Origin of the sequence: Clostridium sp. J1101437_171009_A5, assembly GCF_015547905.1 — a bacterium.
Lineage (GTDB): Bacteria > Bacillota > Clostridia > Oscillospirales > Oscillospiraceae > Pseudoflavonifractor_A > Pseudoflavonifractor_A gallinarum.
Window position 1 is genome coordinate 1 of the sequence record NZ_JADMVY010000008.1, and the last position, 22,170, is coordinate 22,170.

Sequence of the window (22,170 nt, forward strand, 5' to 3'; positions counted from 1 at the left end):
CGGCATCACCGGCGACCTCTTCAAGGTCACCCCCATGCTCATCGAGTCCATCAAGGCCCTGAAGGCCTCCAAGTAATTCGTTTTCCTTTCACAGCAGCATAAAATAGAAAGAAGCGGGAGCACAGAACCATCTGTGCTCCCGCTTCTTTTCTTGATAAGCAGATCAATATTTGGTGTCATACTCCCAGGGGGCGCCGCCGCACAGGCAGCCGCCGTCCACATGGTAGGCCTGACCAGTCATATAGCTGGAGGCGTCGGAGGCCAGCATAATGGCCATACCGACCAACTCGTCCGGACGGCCGGGGCGTCCCATGGCGATCCGGTCCTTCAGATAGACGGAACGGGTAGGATGATCCCAGGTTACCTGGGTCAGCTCGGTCAAAATATGGCCGGGGCTGATGGCGTTGGCGCGGATGCCATACTGGGCAAACTCCACCGCCATGGCACGGGTGAGGGCGATCACACCGCTCTTGGCCGCGCCATAGACCGAACAGCCGCCCAGCATCCCCTCGTCATTGTGGGAGCCGATGTTGATGATGTGTCCGCTCTTCCGCTTGTACATCTCCCGGGCAACGGCCTGACTCATGAAGAAAAGCCCCTTCAGGTTGGTGTCCATGATGCGATCGTAGGTCTCTTCCTCCACATCCAGGAGACCCTCGCGCTTGTTGATACCGGCCACATTGAAGAGCACATCGATCTTTCCATAGCGGGCGACCACTTCGTCCACACAGGACTGGATGCTGGAGCGGTCAGCCACATCCAGAAGGTGGGCCGACACGTGGCAGCCCTCCGCGCTCAGCTGGTTTACCAGCTCCTCACATTTGGAAAGCGTGCGGCCGCACAGGGCGACTTCCGCGCCGGCACGGGCCAGGCCGGCACTGATGGCAGCGCCGATTCCGCCGGCCGCGCCGGTCACCAGAATGGTTTTGCCCTCCAGAGAAAAGAGACTGTGGAGATATTCTGCCGTATTCATCAGCGGATCCCCTCCCGGTGGAAGAGGGCGCGGATCTGGGCGTCATCCTCAACGGTGGCATTGGGCATGGGGAAGGTGCTAGAGCTGGAGGCAGCAATGCCGCGCAGCTTCAGGGCCTCTTTCAGCACGGGCAGGAAGGGGCTGCGGACGGTGTAGAGATCCATCAGGCGGTTGATGGTCTGCTGGCCCTTGGCGATTCCGTCCAGATCGTTGTTGCGGAAGGCCTTGACCCAGGCGGCGCAGAGCTCAGGCACCACATTGGAGAGTGCACCGATGCATCCGTCACCGCCGGAGAGGACGTTGTGAGCAAAGTTATCGTCAAAGCCGGAGTAGATCTCAAAGTCAGGCAGTTCCGACTTGACTACCTTGATCAGCTCGCGGGTGTGGTCCATACCGGAGATGGTGTCCTTCATACCCACGATGTTGCTGTGCAGCTTAGCCAGCTTGACCACGGTATGGGGAGAGATGGTGTATCCGGTGTTGTCCGGGAAGTTGTAAATGTAGATGGGGCCGTCGATGGCGCCGGCCAGATGATCGTAATACTGAAGCAGAGCCTCATCGTCAAAGTGGAAGTAGTAGGGGGGAAGGATCATAACCGCGTCGGCCCCCTGCTCCAGGCAGTAGTTGGAGAAGGAGATGATCTCATCAGCCACCATGCTGGAGGTACCCACGATGAGCTTGACCCGATGGTCAATGGTATCGATGGCGAACTTTGCCATGGCGCGGCGCTGCTCCATATTCATGGCGAAAAACTCACTGCTGCTGCCCTCGACCAGAATGCCGTCCATGCCCTGTGCGATCAGGTTCTCATAGAGCTTCTTCTGGCTGTCCAGGTCCAGGCTGCCGTCGGCGTGGAACATGGTGATCGCGGGGGTCAAATAAGCTGCTTTCATTTTCATACCCTCTCTTTTCTGCGCGATGCGCATATTTTCCGTATCGTGAAATCATTTTCCGAATTGAAAATACAAAACCAAAACGCCTTCTGGAATTGTCCTTATGATAGCGCGCTTTTGGAACCTTGTCAAGGGCCCGGGACAAATCCCGACGGAAAAAGAATCCCCCCGTCCAGAAGACGGGGGGATGGGGATGGAACTTATTCCAGACCGGCGCCCTTCATAGCAGAGAGAGCATGGTCGGTATAGAGCTTGTAGAAGCCCTTGCGCTTCTCACGGGGCAGGATACCAGCCTTGGCACGCTCCTCCAGAACCTTGGTGGCCTCCTCCACGGTGCAGGGCTTGCCGTGGATACCGGTGAGGTTGATGGTGCGGTCCTTGACACTGTAAGAGATGAGGTCGCCCTCCTCAATGAAGGCGATCGGACCGCCGGCAGCCGCCTCGGGAGAGACATGGCCAATGGCCGCGCCGCGGGTGGCGCCGGAGAAACGGCCGTCGGTGATGAGAGCCACCGAGCCGTTGATCCGCTCGTCGCACACGATGGCCTCGGTGGTCATGAGCATCTCAGGCATACCGCAGCCGCGGGGACCCTCGTAGCGGATGATGACCACCTCGCCGGGATTGATCTGGTTGTTGACCACGGCGTCGTGGGCGTCCTCCTCGTGGTTGAAGACACGAGCCACGGCATTGACCACCTCGCGCTGGTTCATGGCGCAGGCGGAGTACTTCAGGACGCTGCCCTCGGGGGCGATGTTGCCCTTGAGGATGGCCACAGAGCCCTTCTCGGGGGCCTTCTCCACGGGGAAGATGACCTGCTCGCGGGTCAGGCCGTAGTTGTGCAGGTAGCCCAGGTTGCGCTCAAACCAGTTGTCCTTGTGCAGATCCTCCAGGTTCTCACCCAGGGTCTTGCCGGTGACCGTCATCACATCCAGATCCAGCATGTCGCGCAGCATCCACTGGACCATGGGCACGCCGCCGGCGAACCAGAAGGACTCGGTCAGATGCTGGCCGGAGGGATTGATGTTGCCCAGGTGGGGCACCTGATGGTTGATCTCGTCAAAGAGCTCGATGGGCAGGTCATAGCCCAGCTCACGGGCGATGGAGGGCAGGTGGATGGTGGCGTTGGTGGAGCCGCCGATGGCGCTGTGAACAATGATAGCGTTGCGGAAGGCGGCAGGGGTCATGATCTTGCTGGGAGTGATGTCCTTCTCCACCAGCTCCATGATCTTGCGGCCGGCATAGCGGGCGTACTGGATCACGTCACGCATGGTAGCGGGAGCCAGCGCGGCGCCGGGGAGGGTGAGACCCAGGGCCTCAGCCACACACTGCATGGTGGAGGCAGTACCCAGGAAGGTGCAGGCGCCCACCGAGGGACAGCCGGTCAGCTTGTAGTCCCGGACTTCCTGCTCGGTGATGGCGTCCTTGCGCTTCTGGCGCAGGGAGATATCGCCAGCCACCAGAGAAGTGGTCTGATTGGGGCCGGGGCGCATGGAGCCGCCGGGCATAAAGATGGTGGGGATGTCCATACGGGCGGCCGCCTTCAGATGGGCGGGGATGGACTTGTCGCAGCTGGAGGAGAGGATCATGCCGTCCCAGGGCACGGCGGAAGCGTGGACCTCCACCATGTTGGCCAGCGCCTCACGGGAGGCCAGAACGGCATTCATGCCGTCATGACCCTGGGCGCAGCCGTCACAGATATCGGTGGCATAGTACTTGGCAGGCTTGCCGCCCTTTTCGTACACGCCGTAGACGGCCTGCTCCACCAGCTGGTTCAGATGCCAGCTGCCGGGATGAGAGTCGCCGTAAGCGCTCTCCACCATGATCTGGGGCTTGTTGATATCAAGATCGTCCCAGCCGGTGCCCATCTCCAGAGCGTCGAACTGGGCCCACAGCATACGGTCGGCATGGCTTTTCTGATTCATAAATGCGTCCTCCTTTGGGCATAGAAAACAAATCGGAAATAAAAGAGGAAAAAATGGCCTGCCCCATGCTCGGTAAAGCAAGCAGCAGACCATTTCTCCTTTGGCAGGTTTTCTGGTGGGAGGAGAAAGGCTCCTCGCTTTTTCAAACGTGTTCGATTGGAAGAGTTTTACTTAGCAGGCGATCAGATGATTCCGATCATATTGCAGATCAGCAGCAGGATCATGCTGAAGACGCCAGCCACGGCATCGGGGATGGTGATGTACTTCAGACCCTGAGTAATGGTGCCCAGGTTGAAGAAGCGGCTGACCACCCAGAAACCGCTGTTGCTCACGTGGTTGAAGCACAGGGTGCCGGCACCGATGGCCAGAGTGGCGGCCACGGGGCTCAGGCCCAGAGTGGCCATCATGGGGCCAACCACGCCCACGGCGGTGATGCCGGCAGTGGTCATGGAGCCCACAGCGGTCATCATGATAGCACCGCAGAAGAAGGGGATCAGGATGGCGGGGATGGGCAGCTTGTCGATCAGCTCAGTCAGCTCGCCGATGGCGGGGCAGGCCTTGATAACCTCGGAGAAGGCGCCGCCCATAGCGGTGATGAGGAGAGCGGCCAGAGCCACTTCCAGACCACGGGCGATCCAGCTGTTGAGCACCACTTCGTTGAAGCCCTTGGGATCAGAACCGGTGGACTCCAGGTTGCTCGCACGGACGGACTTCTTGTGGAAGGTGGCCAGGATCATGGTGTAGATCACACCGGCGCCCAGAGCCACGACCTTGTCGCTCATGATGGCGGCCACAGTGCGGATCATGGCGTCTTCCGCCACGCTCTCAGGAATGGACATGTTGATGAAGGAGCCGCCGGCGATCAGGACCACCGGGATCAGGATGGTCAGGAAAGCGGCAAAGGTATTGGGCAGATCAGGCTCGTTGATGAGGATGTCGGAGACGCTGTTGGACTTGGTCTCCTCAATGCCCTCGACCACGGCGGGCACGGGCTCGATCCATTCCTTCTCACACCACTTCTTCAGGACCAGCCAGGTCAGGAAGAAGGCGATCGCAGTGATGACAATACCCCAGGTGATAACCATGCCCAGGTCGGCGCTTAGAGCGACAGACACAGCCAGGATGCCGGGCGTGGGGGGAACCATGGCGTGGGTCAGGTTCAGACCGGTCTGAGTGAAGGAAGCCATGGTGGACATGGAGATGTGCTTACGCTTGGAGAGCACGTTGGCGATGTTGGAGCACAGGATGGTGGTGATATCGCCAAACACGGGGATGGAGACCACATAGGCGGTCAGCGCGGGAGCCAGCTCCAGGTTCTTACCGTGGAACAGGCGGATGAAGAAGTTGGCAATGGCCTTGGCGGCGCCGGTATCCTGTACGCCCATAGCCAGAATGGCACCCAGCATGATGGGGATACCCAGGCTGCCAAGGGTATTACCAAAGCCCTTGGTCAGAAGACCCATGGCTTCCATGAAGGGGAAGCCGTTGACCAGAGCCATACCCAGACCAACCAGGAACAATGCAAACGTGGGATGCAGCTTTACCTTCATAATCAGCACCACCAGAATGGCGATGGCGATTACGAGAGTAATGAGAAATAATACAGCAGACACTCAAAAAACTCCCTTTCCATAACAAACGCTTGCCCATCTGCAAAACCTTCTAAGAATGCAGACGGGACCGGGTCAGGATGCGCGGTTGCTCGACCAATCGATGGGATTACCGGAGGTACATAGGGTTCTGTATCCTCCTGTAGGGTTTCCGTACGTTTGAGACACTCCTCCTTCCTCTGTGCACAGTCGAAAACTGTGGACCTGCCGTGCATATCTCCATGTGATTCCGCTATGCGGAATCACATTTCGGGAGATGATGCTTAAAAAATGCGCTCCTTTTATGGATGCACATTTTAACGTGATTATAATAACCGCTTTGGTTGGATTTGTCAAGATACAATAAAAAACGGAGTGAAAAGTAGAAAATTTAGAATAAAATGTTGTAAACTTGATGGTCTGAATCAAAAGAGATGAAACAATATGAAACTTATTTCTGCGATTTGGTCTGGATTTACTTTCTCCAATATAAAAATTAATAAGGTGACCGGATAAAAAGAGACAAAAAACGACTGAGAACAGAATGCAGAAAGTGGTTTGACACACCGGAAAAAGCTATGGTATAACAAAATCAAATCATAAAGCATAGATCAGAAAGCGGTGAAAGAAATCATGCGAGCGGACGATTTCTATAAGCATTCTTTTAAGTTGGAACACGGAGTCGGCTCGCTCTTTGTACAGAATACGGGCCGGCAGCAGTGTGTACCTGGGTACCGCTGGGGACCGGGCGTACGGGACCATTACCTGATTCACCACATTCTCGCCGGGCGGGGAGACTTTGTGGTGGATGAGCAGCACTATACCCTCTCCGCAGGGGATACCTTTCTGGTCTATCCCAATACAAGCATTCTGTATTATGCCGATGAGCAGGAGCCGTGGGAGTATGTCTGGGTGGGATTCCAAGGACGGGAGGCCGGCGGACTGGTGGAGCAGACCCCGTTTGCTCCAGACCGCCCGGTACTGCGGGGATTTTATCCCGAAGAGATCAGCCGTTTGCTGCTGGAGCTCTATTCAGACTACGGAACGACTGCATGGAGCGGCTGCGCGCTTACCGGGAGGCTCTATCTCTTTCTGGCGTTTCTGGTTGACCATGGGCGTGGAGGAACAGCCGGGGAGCGGGACAGGGAGGACTGTGCGGAACAGGCCGCCCGCTATGTGATGAGTCACTATGAACAGCCCATCACGGTGGAGCAGCTGGCAGAGTTTGTCTCCACCAGCCAGAACAGTCTCTACCGCAGTTTTAAGGAACGGTTCCAGGTATCCCCCAAACATTTTATTGTGGAATACCGGATCGAACAGGCCTGCCGCCTCCTCTCCAGCGGGATGTACTCGGTACAGGAGATCTCCAATTCTGTGGGATTTGAGGATCCGCTCTACTTTTCCCGCGCATTCAAGCGGGTCAAGGGACTTTCCCCCAAAGCCTATGCGGAGCAGTGCCGGAAGAATGGAATATAATAGAGGGGAAGCTCCTCCGTTTTCAGGACTGAAAATGGAGGAGCTTTGTACTTTTTGACACGGAATGAGCTGTAAATAGAGAAATAAATTGGAGAAATGGCTGCGAGGCAGAAAGAAAAAAGAAACAAATGGTTACATTTTAATATAAAGTCTACCAAACCTATGTGTTTTATGTTACAATACGCCGGCTGAAATATTTCCCATCCGATTGGGGCAGGCAGAGAAGAGCTGCCGCCATAAGAAAAGAACAGGAAGATCAGGAAAGGAAGATATGTGGACATGAACTGGTATCGACGAGCGCTATCTGGACTGCTTGCAGGCGCCATGGGCGTATCCCTGCTGGGGACCGCTCCGGTGGCTGCGGCGGCGGAAACACGCGGCGCCGGCACTGTGCAGGACGCAGAGGGAGAAATTACAGTCACGCTGCGTCTGGACTACCCCATGACCGTCTCCGGCTGGAAGGCAAGAGCCCCGAAAGTCACGCTCAAGCGGGATGGAGCGGCCCTGCTCCAGGCCGGCCTGGAGAAAGCGCAGACCCTCCCGGACGGCGGGAAGGGAAGTGTAGAGATCGCACTGCGCACCGAGGGAGAAGAGGTACGCTATGTGGATATGACCTTTGCCGGGCTCTCTGCCCGGGAGGGGGAGAATACCTATGCGCTCTCTCTGGAGGGAACCGGTTTTTGCCCCTATACCACCCCGGAGCTCACCCTGGATACCCACTCCAAAGGTGTGGTCCTGGGAACGGGAGACGCCACCTTTACGCTGGGTGATGTGACCGGCGACGGCCTGGCCGATCAGCGGGATGTAGCCCGGGTGCGGGATGCATTGGACACCGCGGATGCCGCATGTGACCTCAATGGGGACGGCGTGGTGGATATTTCCGATCTGGCTACCGTCACCATGGCCCAGGATGCCCAGGGCACGGCGCAGATCTTCCAGACCGCGCTGATCCCCGCCAACACGCTGGATCTGGAGCGCATCCAGGAAGCCGTGACGGCGGCAGCTGTGGTAGAGGGAACCGTGTCCGACCTCTTTGCGGACAATGGCCAGAGCGTCAAGCTCTCCCCCAAGGGAGAGGAGAATACCATCACGCTGCCCATCCCGCTCACCGAGGAAGGGGTAGAGATGGAAGAGGTGGCCATCGTCAGCTCGGCGGCCTATCCGGTGGAAACTGGCGTTGTCGTGGCTGAGACAGCCAGCGGAGAGACACTGGAGATCCCCTTCTCCCAGGCACTGCCTGAGGGAGTGTACGCCATTACCCGGACCGATGACGGGCGCAGAACGGTGACCATTTCCCTGGGGAACCGGGTGCCGGTCAAGAAGATCACCATCCGGGTGGAGACCAAGGGCGATGAGCCGGTGGTCGTGGAGCAGATCCGCTTCCTCCAGGACATCGTGCCCGAGGAGCCCGCGGTCCATAAGCCGAAGGTGGAGCAGCTGCGGGCAGAGGCCGGTGTGGAGTCGGTCACCTTGCGCTGGAAGGGCGTAGCCAATGTCACCGGCTACCGGGTGGACTATGGCACCAGCCCCGATGCGCTGAACCAGTCCGTGGAGAGCGGAGAGACCACCTGTGTGATCTCCAAGCTGGAGGCGCTTAAGCCCTACTATTTTGCCGTGACCCCCATCTCGGATGCCGGCGGGAGCCGGTGGGAGGGTGCGCGCTCGGAAGTGGTCACGGCCACACCCAAGGTGGAGAGCCGCCCGGACCGGCCCGACCGCCTTCAGGTGGAGCCGGGAGACAGCCTGCTCACCGTGAGCTGGCAGCCGGGCAAGCGTACCCAGTATGTGCGGGTTGAGTACCGCAAGAAGGGGGAGGCTGCTTTCCAGACGCTGTCCGGCTCCTTCCAGAATAACAGCGCTGTTATCGGCGGCCTGGAGAACGGAACGGAGTATGAGGTGAGAGTCTACGGCGTCAATGAGCTGGGACAGAGCCCCTATTCCGAGACGGTGCTGGGTACCCCCAAGGCCGCAGAGTTTGAGACCCCCGATCTGCCCACCGCAAACCAGCTGGATAATCAGAGTATCATCGTCTCGGCGGACTATCCGTCCGGCAACACCGACTGGACGGTGAGCAAGGGAACCCTGCCGGGATCCGTATATGATGGGGACTACCGCACCAGCTGGGTCGCCAGCACGTACAATCGGTCCAGGGCCTTTACCTTTACCTTTGATCAGGCCTATTCCATGGACTATCTCATCTATGTCCCCGACCTGGGCAACGAGCCCAGCGGACAAAAGCGTCCCTACCGCAACTTCTTTGACAAGTTCAATGTGAGCATCAACGGGCAGGCTGTACCGGAAGATCAGGTCTCCTTTGAGAAGGGGGAGAATAACACCTACTTTATCGTCAAGTTCCCCCGTTCGGACGTGAAAACCATTACGGTGGAGGGTTCTCAGTGGGCTGGCGCAGGCAACATCAGCCTGTCCGAGATCGCCTTCTATCAGTATGACGGACTGGCCGATGAGATCAACGCCCTCTTTGCCAACGAGAGCCATACCGAGCTGGCGCAGGGTGTGGAGGAAGGAACCATTGAGGCGCTCCGCACCCGGGCGAGCCGTGCCGAGGCCTACTATGTGGATCGGAAGATCCTCTTGGACGAGCTGGACAATGCCCAGCAGCTCCTGGAGGGCCGCCGGAATGAGCTGATGGTGTACTCCGGCCTTCAGAGCCGAAGCGCCGGAGCCGACCAGGCTGCCTTCGGCCAGAGCGCGTCGGCCCTTCAGCCCCTGGGCGTGTCCGCCCGCTCGGGCGCCTGGATCACCGTCTACGTCCAGGGCATCCAGCCCGGCGAGTCGGTCAAGCTGGTGCAGTGGCAGCAGTACTCCGAGACCAATGCCACCCGGGCGGAGTATGCGCTCCGGAACGGACGCAACCAGATTTGGCTCCAGGTCATCGGCAACAGCGGCCTGGGAGAGCGGGGCGGCTCCCTGTATGTGGAGTACGCCGGTTCCCACGGGGAAGACATTCAGCTCCAGATCCGGGATGTGTCGGAGAACAAAACTGTGATCTCTGTCATTCCCACGCTGGATCTGAGCGGAGCGGACTGGTACGGCCACAGCGAGCAGGAGCGCAAGGAACAGCTCAAACCCTATGTGGAGGCCCTCAAGACCTATGTGGCCGGGCTGAACCTGAGCAATGACCAGGCGAAAAAGACCAGCATCCGCAATATGACCGAGGTGGGAGGTCCCGGTATGCTCCTCTCCCTGCCCGCCACCCAGGTGCTGGCCGGTCTGGGCGGCGCCCAGGCCTCTGTGGAGGTCATGACGGACAAGCTCTATGACGCGCTGTGCGCGTGGGAGGAGCTGCTCTTCCTGGCCAATAAGACACAGGGAATCATAAGCGCCGATACTTCCTTTGCAGACTACCAGTATCCCATGAGCACGCGGCACAATATCCGCTTCTCCAGAATGTTCTCCGGTGCGTTCATGTTTGCCGCCGGCAGCTATGTGGGCATCGAGTTCAGCGAGACCAGCGGCATGGTGACCGGTGCTCCGCTGGCCGAGACCGGGACGGGCGCCAACGCCCTCTTCGGCTGGGGCATCGCCCATGAGATCGGCCACAACATGGACAAGATCGGAAAGGCCGAGATCACCAACAACATCTACTCTCTGGTGGCCCAGACCGCCGAGGAGACCGGCGAGCTGACCGGCCGTTCCCGTCTGGAGGAGAGCGGATTCTATTCGGATATCTTCCAGAAGACCGCCCTGGGCAAGCCCGGCGAGGCCGCCAACGTCTTTGTACAGCTGGGCATGTACTGGCAGCTCCACCTGGCCTACGATGAGGGCGGAAGCGTTCTGGAGGGGAGTGGTCCCCTGGATTTCTACAACCGCTTCTTTACCCTGTGGAAGTCGGACGCAGAGAAAAACGTCCCGGTCAACGACCGGATCGCCCGTCTGGCCAGCCAGGTCGCCGGGAAGGATCTCTCCGCCTTCTTCCAGCACTGGGGCATGGAGCTGAGCCAGGAGACCCTGGCGTATCTGGCCGCCCAGGGCGAACCCGAGGAGCGGGAGATCTGGTATCTGAGCGACGAGTCCCGCCGCCTGCGCCTGGATGGAGCCGAGCGGGCCCATGTGACCCCCACGCTGGAGAGCACCGCCTCCGGCGGAAAAACGGTGGAGCTGACCATTTCGGTGGACGACCCCGCTATGGTGCAGGGCTATGAGATCCTGCGCAATGGAACGCCGGTGGCCTTCCTGTGCGCGGACGGTACGGCAGTACAGACTTATACGGACCAGGTGGGTGCGGCCAATCACATGGTCTTTACCTACCAGGTGCGCGCCATCGACAAGCTGGGCTATGAGGCCGGCGTGTCCGAGGAACAGCAGGTACGCATCTCCTACGAGAAGACCCTCTCGCCCGAGCTTTACGAGATCCGCCGGGACGAGATGGGACGGGTCCACATCACGGCACGGGAGGGCCTGCTCTCCACGGCTGGACTGCTCCTCACCGGAGAAGCGATCCCGGCCGAGGGGAATGTACAGGCCTGGGTCACCGATGACGCCGGGGCCCAGCCCCTGGAGGGCTGGACGCTGGCCCGGGAGACCAGCTTCCAGGGGGGCGAGACCTTCCTGTGCTACTTCCAGAAGCCGGGGGCCGACGCGGATGATACCCGGATCTGGATCTATGACGCGGCCCAGATCATCCTCACCGGAATCCCGGAGGAGATGGCGCTGGAGGACATCCAGCTGCTGGATTATCCGGGGGACAACATCGAGTTCACACCGGGAGCATCCATTGGCGTGCTGGAGGAGGAGTTTACCTATGACACCGAGGAGGGGAAGGAGAGCATCCCGGCCGGAACGGTGATCATCACCGGCAGCTACCGGGGAGATCCCCTGTACAACAAGGTGCGCATCCTGGGTAAATTCCAGGAGCGGAAGCCTGCCTCCGACGAGGCCCCTGTGCTGCGGGAAGAGATCCTGGAGGGCGATGCCTTGCTCTTTGCCGAGATCCCCAAGGATGGAGCGGTGAGCGACATCAGCGACGGCTTCTTCCTCTTTGTGCCCCTGGATCAGGACCTCTTCAAGGCTGTCAATGAGGACCACGGAGAGAAGCCCAGCGCGGGCACTGCGGTACTGATTGAGCTCAAAGCCCAGCTCTACCGCGGTGAGGACATCGAGGGGAACGGGGAGCGCATGACCAGCGATACCCTGTTCATCAGCGTGCCGCGCTATGACAGTATGCCCGCCATTCGTTTCACGACGGAAGAGTGAGCGGGAGATCAGAAGGAGGAACCATTTCATGCATTCCTGGTTTCGTACCGGAATCTGCGCCCTCACGATGGGCGCCATGCTCCAGTTCCCCGCCCTGGCGGCGGGGGTGGAGCTGTCCTTTGACCGGGCGGGCGAGAACGCCGGCGTGACGCTGACGGAGGTGGCCTCCGAACGCTATGCCGCCCAGGTCACCCTCAGCGTGACACAGACCAAAGACATCCAGTTTACCGGCCGGGCGGAGAGCTATGCTATGACCGTCCGGGCCGACCAGGGGGAGATCACCCTGTATGCCGCCGACCGCAATCCGCTGAGCCGTGCAGATGGCCGGCTGGAGATGGGGACCCTGAAGGTGAGTTCGGGCACGGAAATCACCAAGGCCTCCCGTGCGGTGGTCCTGGACCGGAGCCTGGAGCGCACCGAGTGGGCCGACCTGGCCCTGGAGGTAAAGCGGGATACCGCATCCTCCTCCGAGGACGGGAGTGATGGGGAGAGCAGCTCTACCCCCAAAATCACCGTACAGGGAGAGGGCGGACAGGTCCGGGCGGAGCGGGGCGGCCGGGTGGTCATCACGCCTGACTCCGGATACCGCATTGCCCGCATCCTGCTCAACGGGAAGGAGATCCAGGTGACCAACGTGCTGACCGGGCTGTCCGGGAAGGACCGGCTGGTGGTCTATTTCGAGCGGGAGGAGACAAAGCCCTCCACGCCCTCTTTCACCGACGTGCAGCCGGGAGACTGGTATGCCGGAGCGGTGGAGTTCGTGGTGGAGCGCGGGCTCTTCTACGGACAGTCGGAGACCCAGTTTGCGCCCCAGGCCAACATGAGCCGGGCCATGCTGGTGACCGTCCTCTACCGTCTGTCCGGCGAGAAGGCCCCTGATGCCGCAGGTGTCTTTACGGATGTGCCGGCCGATGCCTGGTACAGTGAAGCGGTGGCCTGGGCTTACGACCGGGGTGTGGCCATGGGGGTCCTGCCCGGGCAGTTTGCCCCGGATCAGAACGTCACCCGGGAGCAGACCGCTGCCCTTCTGAGCCGCTTCTGTGCGGTGCAGGGGACCCCTCTGCCGGAGGGAACGCTGGATTTCACCGATCAGGATGAGATCGGTTCCTATGCCCGGGATGCGGTGGCCTCGGTACAGGCGGCCGGACTGATGCGGGGACAGGGCGAGGGACGCTTTGCGCCCAAGGCGCCCATTACCCGCGCGGAGGTGGCGATGCTGCTGATGCAGTACATCCAGTGGAGCCAACCGGAGAACTGAGAGACGCTCTTTGACCTACTCCCCTCTCCTGTTTTTGGAGAGGGGAGTAAAATTTTATAAAAAAAGACTTGCAAAGACTATAAGAGTGTGGCATAATGACCACAGAAGCTCTGGCGAAAATAAAATAGTCCCCGAGTGGGATAACGCAGTGGAGAGACGGGAGACCGCCTGATCCCTGCGCGGAGAACGCAGCCGTAACACTGGTAGAGATACCGTGTGGACGGCTGATTTTATTTTTTAGGAGGGTTTTTGAGATGATTACCAAGTACCACATGCCGGTGGATATCCACTTTGAGATCGGATGCCTGAAAGAGCTGGGCGGTTTTCTGAGCCCCTCGGACCGGGTGCTGCTGGTTACCGACCCGGGCCTCCGGGCGGTGGGCCTGGTGGAGCGGGTGGAGGGGGTCATCACCCCGACAGGGGCGGATCACCTGGTGTACGACGCGGTCTCCCCCAACCCGGACGCCCCGCTGGTGGAGCAGGCCATGGAGACCGTGCGGGACTATCGTCCCACCAAGGTGGTGGCCCTGGGCGGCGGCTCCTCCATTGATACGGCCAAGGTCCTGGCCGCTCTGGCCACCAATGAGGGACCGCTGGTGGATTACCAGTGGAACGGAAAACCCTTCTCCCAGACAGCGCTGCCCCTGATCGCCATTCCCACCACGGCGGGAACCGGCAGTGAAGTGACCATGTGTGCCGTCATTGTGGACCGCAACTGCAAGAAGGGGATCAACAGCCCCGCCCTCTTCCCGGCGGTGGCTCTGGTGGATGCCGAGCTCATGGCCAGCCTGCCCCTCTACCTGACGGCGACCACCGGTATGGACGCCCTCTCCCACGCGGTGGAGGCCTATGTGGGCAAGGGAGCCAATCCCATCACGGATGCCATGGCCCAGGAGGCCATCCGGCTGATCGGCGGGGCGCTCTGGCGGGTGTGTGCCGACGGGAAGGATCTGGAGGCCCGGCGGGACATGGCCATGGGCAGCGTGCTGGCCGGCGTGGCCATGGATCAGGCGGGGTTGGGCCTGGTCCACTCCCTCTCCAGCCCTCTGTGCACCTTCTTCCACATGGCCCACGGCGAGGCCAATGCCGTGCTGCTGAAATACTGCATGGACTTCAACCTGATGGCACGGCCCGAACGTTTTGCACACATTGCCGCCCTTCTGGGGGAAAACACCGCCGGAATGCACCCCTACCAAGCGGCGCAGGCCTCGGTACGCGCGGTGGAGCGCCTCTTCGACGAGACCGGCGTGCGGGTGCCCTTCGCCTCCTTCGGCATGAAGGAGAGCGACGCCGAACTGGTGGCCAGCAACCTCCCCGGCTTCCTGCTGGCCAACAACCCCCGCGCCATCAGCCAGAAGCAGTGTGAGAAGCTCTATCTGGAGATCCTGGCCGATCAGACCCGCTGAGAGATGAGAGGAGGACATTCGATGCAAGTGCGTACCTATCGGAACCTGGTGGACGGCGTTTGGCAGGAGGCTGCCGGCGGACAGACTATGGAGATCTTCTGCCCCTGTGATGGGGAACTGGTCTCCCGTGTACCGGCCTCGGAGCAGGTGGATGTGGACCGGGCGGTGGCCGCGGCCCGGCGAGCCTTTGAAGAGGAGAACTGGGCCTTCAATCCCCGGCTCCGCTCCCAGTGCCTGAGCGCGTGGGGCGCCGCCATGCGGGCCAATCTGGAGGAGCTGGCCACCCGGCTGGCGCTGGAGACCGGCAAGCCCATCAATGAGGCCCGCTTTGAACTCAACAGCTCCATCGGCTATGTGGAATACTATGCCGCCGCGGCCCGGACCCTCTACGGGACGAGCACCGCGGTGGAGCCGGGGCTCCTCTCGGTGCTGGCCCGGGAACCGGTGGGCGTGGTGGCGGTCATCACCCCCTGGAACTACCCGGTGACGCTGCTCATGCGGGACATGGCGCCCGCGCTGGCGGCAGGCTGTACCTGTGTGCTCAAGCCCGCTGCCCAGACCACCGGATGCACTCTGGCGGTTCTGGAGCTGCTGGATCAGATCCCGGCCTTCCCAAAGGGCGTGGTCAACGCCGTGTCCGGCCGGGGCGGAACGGCCGGTCAGGCCCTGGCCGAGCATCCCGAGGTGGACATGATCTCCCTCACCGGCGGACTGGAGACTGGGCAGGCCATCATGCGCACGGCCGCCGACACCATGAAGAAGGTCTCCCTGGAGCTGGGCGGCAAGTCCCCCAACATCATCTTTGCCGACGCCGATCTGGACAAGGCCCTGCCCTTTGCCCTCAAGGCCATCTTCACCAATGCCGGTCAGCTGTGCACGGTGGGATCCCGCCTGGTGCTGGAGGAGTCGCTGGTGGATACCTTCCTGCCCCGACTGAAGGAGGAGGCGGAGAAGCTCCGCCCAGGCTACTGCATGGAGGAGAGTACTACCCTGGGGCCGGTCATCTCCCAGACCCAGCTGGATACCATCCTGGAGTATATGGAGGAGGGGAAGGCCTGCTCCCAGCTGATCACCGGCGGGTACCGGCTGACGGAAGGGGGCCTGGACAAGGGGTTCTACCTGGCACCCACCATTTTCCTCAATCCGCCCATGGACGCCCGCGTGGTCCAGGAGGAGATCTTTGGGCCGGTACTGGTGGTGCAGACCTTTAAAACAAAAGAGGAGGCCCTTGCCATCGCCAACGGGACGGCCTATGGACTGGCCTCCGCCGTGTGGAGCCGGGACATCGACAAGGCCATGTGGGTGGCGCGCCGCCTGCGGGCGGGCTCGGCCTGGGTCAACTGCTACAATAAGCTCCTGCCCGAGTGCGAGACGGGCGGGTACAAACAGAGCGGCATGGACCGGGCGGGCGGTGCCGAGGGCATGCTGAAATATACAGAAGTGAAACACCTGTGCGTGGATTTTGGAATCTGAGAGCCATCAGCCGGCACGGAGAGAGCGGTATACCTGCAAAGAGCGGGTATACCGCTCTTTTTTTCTTTTTCTCCGGATTGGTGTACGCAAACGTGCAACATTTGGCCCTGGGGCTCCAAGGGTGAGAAGGAGGAGAGAACACAGATATGGAACGAGGACGGAAGGAGAAAAAGGAGGTCCTGGAGCAGATGCGCCGGATCGTGCGCAGCCGGCCCAATGACGCCGTCAAGCTGGCCTTTCTGGACAAAGAACAGGTGGAGGAGATCGACGGGATGGATCTCTTCCTGCTCTCGGAGCTGAAACGGAGCGGAAACGGCGGCGTGGAGGTCAAACTCAGCGACCCGCTGCAGACCATGGAACGGCTGCTGGCCGTCCTGCGGGAGGGAGAGACCAGTCCCGCCGAGTCCTTCTACCGGGCGCTGGAAAATGGAGCGGGAGGAAAGGATGCGCTTTGAGACTTTTTCCCCGAAGCAGCGGACCGTACTGACCTGGTGGTGCCCCTCCTCCCCGTGGGTAGAGAAGGAGGCCATCCTCTGTGACGGCGCGGTGCGCAGCGGAAAGACCCTGTGCTGCGGACTCTCCTTTTTCTGCTGGGCCATGGGCAGCTTTCACCAGAGACAGTTTGCCCTGTGCGGCAAGACGGTGGGGTCCCTGCGCCGCAATCTGGTGCGGGAGCTGCTGCCGGTGCTGCGGGAGCTGGGCTTTCACTGTGAGGAGCGGGTGAGCCGCAACGAGATCACCGTGCGCTTTGGGGGAAGGGAGAACCGCTTCTCCCTCTTCGGAGGAAAGGACGAGGGGAGCGCTTCCCTCATCCAGGGGATTACCCTGGCGGGGGTGCTGCTGGACGAGGTGACCCTTATGCCGCGCTCTTTTGTGGAGCAGGCCTGCGCCCGCTGCTCCGTGGCCGGAAGCCGGCTGTGGTTCAACTGCAACCCGGAGGGGCCGGAGCACTGGTTCTACCGGGAGTGGATCTGCAGGGCCGAAGAGCGCAGAGCCCTCCACCTCCACTTCACCATGGCGGATAACCCCTCCCTCTCCCTGGAGATCCGGCAGCGCTATGAGCGGCTGTACAGCGGCACCTTCTACCGCCGCTTTGTTTTAGGGGAGTGGGCGGCCGCTGAGGGGCGGGTATACGACTTCTTTGACGAGAGCTATGTCCGAGCGTCCCCCGAGGGGGAGATGGAAGAGTGGCGCATCTCCTGCGACTACGGCACGGTCAATCCCGCCTCCTTCGGCCTGTGGGGCCGGAAGGACGGAGTGTGGTACCGGGTGGAGGAGTACTACTATGACTCCCGCCGGGAGGGACGGCAGAAAACCGACGGGGAGTATGCCCAGGACCTGGAGCGGCTGGCCGGAGGACGGGAGATCTCCTGCGTGGTGGTGGACCCCTCGGCAGCCAGCTTTCTGGAGACCCTGCGCCGCGCGGGCTGGCGGGTGGTCAAGGCGGAGAACGACGTGCTGTGGGGCATCCGCATCACCGCCGAGCTGCTGCGCAGCGGACGGCTGGTGATCACACCCGCCTGCCGGGACAGCATCCGGGAATTTTCCCTCTACTGCTGGGACCGGCGGGGGACGGAGGACAAGGTGCGCAAGGAATTTGACCACGCCATGGACGACATCCGCTATTTTGCCGCCCTGGTCAAGCGCCGGGAGCAGGCGGGATGCCTGAGCGGCGGCTTTGTGGAGCGGCGGGTATTTTGATGGACAGGAGGAATCAGCATGGGCTGGCTGGACAGGCGCCGAAAACCGGCGCAGGCTGTGCCGCAGATACAGCTGCGGCAGCCGGAAAAACATCCCTTCGGGGCGTGGGACGGGTATGTGCCGCTGCACAGCGGTGAGACTGCCCTGTACCGGAGCATCCGGGAGGCGGTCCCCATCGTGGACGCCGCTATTTTGAAGCTCATCCGCCTGGTGGGCGGCGTGGAGGTGGAGGCGGCAGACCCGGCGGCCCGGGCGGGCCTGCGGCGCTTTCTCAGCCAGGTCCCCACCGGGCGGGGACAGCGGGGACTGGAGTCCTTTCTGGACTGCTATCTGGACTCCCTTCTCACCTGCGGCCGGGCCGTGGGGGAGGTGGTGCTGGACCGGCGGCACAGAGAGGTGGCCGCTCTGCTGTGCGCCAATGTGGCCGACATCGAGATCCGGGAGGGGGAAAGTCCCTTGGATTTTGCCCTGTGCGCCCGGCAGAGTGGGGGAGAGCCGGTGGAGCTGCCCCGGCAGGATCTGCTTCTCTTCACCCCCTTTCAGCCGGAGACCGACAGCCCCTACGGGGTGTCCCTGCTGCGCTCCATGCCCTTCCTCACGGGCATTCTGCTCAAGATCTACCAGGCCATCGGCATGAACTGGGAGCGGATGGGGAATGTGCGCTTTGCCGTGGTCTACAAGCCCGGGAGCGACGGTATGGAGCGGGCCTATGCTCAGGAGCGGGGCATGCAGATCGCCCGGGAGTGGTCGGCCGCCATGCAGGAGGGAAAGCAGGGCAGCATCCGGGACTTCGTGGCCGTGGGCGATGTGGACATCAAAGTGATCGGCGCGGACAACCAGGTCCTGGACAGCGAGGTGCCCGTGCGGCAGATCCTGGAGGAGCTGGTGGCCCGCACCGGCATCCCGCCCTTTCTGCTGGGGCTGAGCTGGTCCTCCACCGAGCGGATGAGCACCCAGCAGGCCGATATGATGACCAGCGAGATCACCGCCATCCGCCGCTCCCTCACCCCGGTGGTGGAGCGGATCTGCGAGATCTGGCTGCGGGTCCACGGGTATGAGACCGGCGTGGAGGTCACATGGGACAACATCAACCTCCAGGACCTGGTGGAAGAGGCCCGGGCGGAGCTCTACCGGCAGCAGAGCGAGAAGCTCCGTCTGGAGATGGAACAGGCCGGTGCGCAAGACCGGCAGAGAAAGGAAGGAGAACCATGAAGCTATCCAAAAGGGCGCAGGTAAAGGAAGGGGTGGACCTCTCAGAAGAGGATCTGGCCCTCATCCATGCCCAGAGCCGCAGTCCGCTGACGGCAGAGGAGATCTACCCCTTCGCGGTGCGCCTGTGCGACAACCGGGTGGACCGGGACGGGGAGCGCTTCCCCCGGCAGACACTGGAGGAGCTGGCCCCCCTCTTCGTGGGCAAGTGCGGCATCTTTGACCACCGGTGGAGCGCCCGGGAACAGGTGGCCCGCATCTACCGCACCGAGGTGGTGGACGAGGAGGGCACGGCCGAGGGCGGCGAGGGCCGCTGCTACCTGAAGGGCTACGCCTACATGATGCGCACCGAGAGCAACCGGGATCTCATTGCCGAGATCGAGGGGGGCATCAAGCGGGAGGTGTCGGTGGGGTGCAGCGTGGCGCGCCGGGTGTGCTCCATCTGCGGCGCCGATCTGGAGGACCGGAGCCGCTGTACCCATGTGAAGGGGGAGGAGTACCACGGACAGCGCTGCTGGGCCGAGCTCCTCCAGGCCACCGACGCCTACGAGTGGTCCTTTGTGGCGGTGCCCGCTCAGGAGCGGGCGGGGGTCATCAAGGGCCTCTCTCCCACCCTGAAGGATCTGGTACAGTCCCATCCGGAGTGCCGCTCCGAGCTGGAGCGCCTGGAGGAGGAGGCCGCCCGGGGACGGCGCTATCTCTCCTCCCTGCGGGAAGAGGTGGCCCGCCTGGGCGGAATGGCCGAGCCGGGGCTGCGGCAGAAAACCCTCCGCTCCATCGTGGAGCGGCTGGGGGAGGAGGAGCTGACCGCCCTCAAACGCCTCTATGAGGCCAGAGTGGAAGAGGCATACCCGCAGGGAAGTCAGCTGAGCTACGCCTCCTCCCGCACCGGGAGGGAAGGCAGCGACGAGGTATTCCGAATCTGAGCAGATATACCCCCGTTTGAGGGGCGGAGAAAGGAGAAAACGAGATGAAACAGGTATCCTTTGAGGGCATCGGCCAGGTGCTGGCCACCTTCCAGGTCGGCGAGGGTGTTGTGGAGGGCCACACCGTCCGGGTCAGCGGAAACGGAATGGTGGAGCCCTGCACCGATGGCGGCAGCGTGGACGGCGTGGCCGTGGTGGTGAAAAACGGCTGCGCCGCGGTTCAGGTGCGGGGCTTCGCCACGGTCAAGGCCACCGGCGTGACCGCCGGGCGGGTCAAGCTCTCGGCCGACGCAAGCGGCGGCATGAAGACGGATGAGGAGGGGGGCACCCCCTATCTGGTCGCCGAGGCCGACACCACAGCGGGCACCATTGCGGTGCTCCTCTAAGCAGAAAGAAAGGATGGGATGAATCATGGGTCGTCAGTATGACAATCTGAGACTGGAAAAGGGCATGTATCGGGAGGCCGGGCGCTCCTTTGCCCAGGTGCTGGAGCAGGAGGATCCCTCCGAGCAGTACAAGGGCACCGCGCTGGAGGGTTTGGACGCCTACCAGCGGCAGCTCAAGCGCTTCGACATCAAGGTGAAGGGACCGGCCAGTGACGTGGTGGAGAAATTTTTTGCCACCTCCCAGTCGGCGGTGCTCTTCCCCGAGTACATTGCCCGCTCGGTACGGCAGGGCATGGAGGAGAGCAATCTCCTGCCCAGCATCACCGCGGCGGTCACCCGGTTTGATGGGATGGACTACCGCTCCATCGCCTCGGTCCCCCAGGAGAAGGACAAGGAGCTGCGCCATGTGGCCGAGGGCGCCGAGATTCCCCAGACCGAGGTGCGCACCCAGGAGAATCTGGTGCGCCTGCACAAGCGGGGCAGAATGCTGGTGGCCTCCTATGAGGCGGTGCGCTATCAGAAGCTGGACCTGTTTTCCGTGACCCTGCGCCAGATCGGCGCCCACATCAACCGGATGCATCTGGAGGACGCCATTGACGTGCTCCTCCACGGGGACGGAAACGACAATCCTGCCCAGTCCTTCACCGTGGGCACTTCGCCCATCGGAGGCTCCAAGGGTACCCTGACCTACGAGGATCTGGTGGACTTCTGGGCCCAGTTCGATCCCTATGAGATGAACACCCTGCTGGTCTCCAGCGATGTGATGCTCAAGATGCTCAAGCTGGAGGAGTTCCAGAATCCCCTGACCGGCCTCAACTTCCAGGGCACCGGCAAGCTGGTCAGCCCCCTGGGCGCCAACCTGCTGCGCACCTCCGCCCTGGGAAGCGGTCAGATCATCGGCCTGGATAAGAACTATGCCCTGGAGATGGTGCAGGGCAGCGATGTGATGGTGGAATACGACAAGCTCATCGACCGTCAGCTGGAGCGGGCCGCCATCACCAGCATCAGCGGCTTTGCCAAGCTCTTTGCCGACGCGGCCAAGGTGCTGAACGTATAAAAATCCGGAGAAGAGGGGGAGAGACGGGATGGAAGAGGCGATCTACCAGCTGGCCCGACAGTTGGGCGAGGTGAGCGAGGGAGAGGAGGAGGCCCTGCGCACCCTGTGTGCCGGGGCAGAGGAGGAACTGCGGCTGCGGCTGCGCTCCGGCTGTACCCCCGAGAGCTGCGGAAAATGCTTCCCGCTGGCGGCGGCATGGCTGGCGCTGGGGGGACTGGAGGGCCTGCGGGGCGGAGTAACCGACTTTTCCGCGGGAGATATGCGCATTTCCGCCCGAAGCGGTGAGGGGAGCGCCTGGTACTATGCCCAGGCCCAGCGCACCCTGAGCCCCTATCTGGAGGATGACGGGTTCTGTTTCCGAGGGGTGAGAGGATGAGAAGGAATGTTCTGCCGGGCCTTCTGCGGCGGTACGGACGACAGGTCGTCCTGGAGGACGGACGCACCGGCATGGCCTTTGTGCAGCCCATCCTGGAGCGCAGTGAGCGTTCCGACCAGGTCCTGCCCACCCCGCTGGGGCGCAGGCGGGCCGACCGCTTCCTCTACCTGGGGGCGGCCGAGCTCCCCCTGCGCTGGGGAGACCGCCTGCGGTGCGGAGAGGAGTACTACCGGGTCTGTTCTGCCCAGGCCATCTATGTGGGCGGAGCGGTCTCCCACTGGTGGGGGATGCTCCGGCCGGAGGAGTGAAGC

General features: G+C 61.7%; 18 protein-coding genes. 13 read left to right on the top strand and 5 right to left on the bottom strand.

The window, feature by feature from the left end; all coding sequences use genetic code 11:
• The 5 genes from I2C21_RS17455 to I2C21_RS11275 form a co-directional block, all read right to left on the bottom strand.
• Positions 1-180: hypothetical protein (locus I2C21_RS17455; protein ID WP_207730626.1), on the bottom strand; the 180-nt coding region annotated here is incomplete at its 3' end.
• The gene (locus tag I2C21_RS11260; protein WP_101691596.1) at positions 164-973 is read right to left on the bottom strand and encodes an SDR family NAD(P)-dependent oxidoreductase; all 810 of its coding nucleotides are present in this window, start codon (positions 971-973) and stop codon (positions 164-166) included. The genes I2C21_RS17455 and I2C21_RS11260, both read right to left, overlap by 17 nt.
• Positions 973-1,872, bottom strand: coding sequence for a dihydrodipicolinate synthase family protein (locus tag I2C21_RS11265; protein WP_286167282.1), 900 nt, complete (start codon positions 1,870-1,872; stop codon positions 973-975). The genes I2C21_RS11260 and I2C21_RS11265 overlap by 1 nt, the downstream gene beginning before the upstream one ends.
• A gap of 194 nt (positions 1,873-2,066) precedes the next feature.
• Positions 2,067-3,788 (bottom strand): dihydroxy-acid dehydratase, encoded by a 1,722-nt coding sequence (gene ilvD / locus I2C21_RS11270; protein WP_101691598.1) that lies wholly within the window; start codon positions 3,786-3,788, stop codon positions 2,067-2,069.
• A 182-nt stretch (positions 3,789-3,970) separates the two neighbouring features.
• The gene (locus I2C21_RS11275) at positions 3,971-5,401 is read right to left on the bottom strand and encodes a GntP family permease (protein WP_193538526.1); all 1,431 of its coding nucleotides are present in this window, start codon (positions 5,399-5,401) and stop codon (positions 3,971-3,973) included.
• A 597-nt stretch (positions 5,402-5,998) separates the two neighbouring features.
• On the opposite strand from I2C21_RS11275, the gene I2C21_RS11280 reads away from it, so the two are divergent.
• The 13 genes from I2C21_RS11280 (at position 5,999) to I2C21_RS11340 (ending at position 22,167) form a co-directional block, all read left to right on the top strand.
• Entirely contained in the window at positions 5,999-6,853 is an 855-nt protein-coding gene (locus tag I2C21_RS11280; RefSeq protein ID WP_145996815.1) for an AraC family transcriptional regulator, read from the top strand.
• 279 nt (positions 6,854-7,132) lie between these two features.
• A complete protein-coding gene (locus I2C21_RS11285; RefSeq protein ID WP_195279322.1) occupies positions 7,133-12,067 on the top strand; it encodes a fibronectin type III domain-containing protein in 4,935 nt (1,644 codons plus the stop codon).
• Between the two features lie 28 nt (positions 12,068-12,095).
• The gene (locus I2C21_RS11290; protein WP_195279323.1) at positions 12,096-13,325 is read left to right on the top strand and encodes an S-layer homology domain-containing protein; all 1,230 of its coding nucleotides are present in this window, start codon (positions 12,096-12,098) and stop codon (positions 13,323-13,325) included.
• A 254-nt stretch (positions 13,326-13,579) separates the two neighbouring features.
• On the top strand, positions 13,580-14,731 hold the full coding sequence (locus I2C21_RS11295; protein ID WP_193538533.1) for an iron-containing alcohol dehydrogenase family protein: 1,152 nt from the start codon (positions 13,580-13,582) through the stop codon (positions 14,729-14,731).
• A gap of 21 nt (positions 14,732-14,752) precedes the next feature.
• Entirely contained in the window at positions 14,753-16,204 is a 1,452-nt protein-coding gene (locus I2C21_RS11300; protein WP_195279324.1) for an aldehyde dehydrogenase family protein, read from the top strand.
• A 146-nt stretch (positions 16,205-16,350) separates the two neighbouring features.
• Complete coding sequence (locus tag I2C21_RS11305; protein WP_101691605.1) at positions 16,351-16,659, top strand: XRE family transcriptional regulator; 309 nt, start codon at positions 16,351-16,353, stop codon at positions 16,657-16,659.
• Positions 16,649-17,905, top strand: coding sequence for a PBSX family phage terminase large subunit (locus tag I2C21_RS11310; RefSeq protein ID WP_195279325.1), 1,257 nt, complete (start codon positions 16,649-16,651; stop codon positions 17,903-17,905). Before I2C21_RS11305 ends, I2C21_RS11310 begins: the two co-directional genes overlap by 11 nt.
• Before the next feature lie 18 nt (positions 17,906-17,923).
• Positions 17,924-19,117 (top strand): phage portal family protein, encoded by a 1,194-nt coding sequence (locus tag I2C21_RS11315; RefSeq protein ID WP_101691607.1) that lies wholly within the window; start codon positions 17,924-17,926, stop codon positions 19,115-19,117.
• A complete protein-coding gene (locus tag I2C21_RS11320) occupies positions 19,114-20,040 on the top strand; it encodes a hypothetical protein (RefSeq protein ID WP_195279326.1) in 927 nt (308 codons plus the stop codon). Before I2C21_RS11315 ends, I2C21_RS11320 begins: the two co-directional genes overlap by 4 nt.
• Before the next feature lie 44 nt (positions 20,041-20,084).
• Positions 20,085-20,426 carry a hypothetical protein gene (locus I2C21_RS11325; protein WP_193538541.1) on the top strand — a complete coding sequence of 114 codons (342 nt, stop codon included), beginning with the start codon at positions 20,085-20,087 and terminating at the stop codon, positions 20,424-20,426.
• A 25-nt stretch (positions 20,427-20,451) separates the two neighbouring features.
• Complete coding sequence (locus I2C21_RS11330; protein ID WP_193538543.1) at positions 20,452-21,483, top strand: phage major capsid protein; 1,032 nt, start codon at positions 20,452-20,454, stop codon at positions 21,481-21,483.
• Positions 21,484-21,511: 28 nt separating this feature from the next.
• Complete coding sequence (locus I2C21_RS11335) at positions 21,512-21,859, top strand: hypothetical protein (protein ID WP_195279327.1); 348 nt, start codon at positions 21,512-21,514, stop codon at positions 21,857-21,859.
• Positions 21,856-22,167, top strand: a complete 312-nt coding sequence (locus tag I2C21_RS11340; RefSeq protein ID WP_101691612.1) for a hypothetical protein — start codon at positions 21,856-21,858, stop codon at positions 22,165-22,167. Before I2C21_RS11335 ends, I2C21_RS11340 begins: the two co-directional genes overlap by 4 nt.
• Positions 22,168-22,170: the final 3 nt, after the last annotated feature.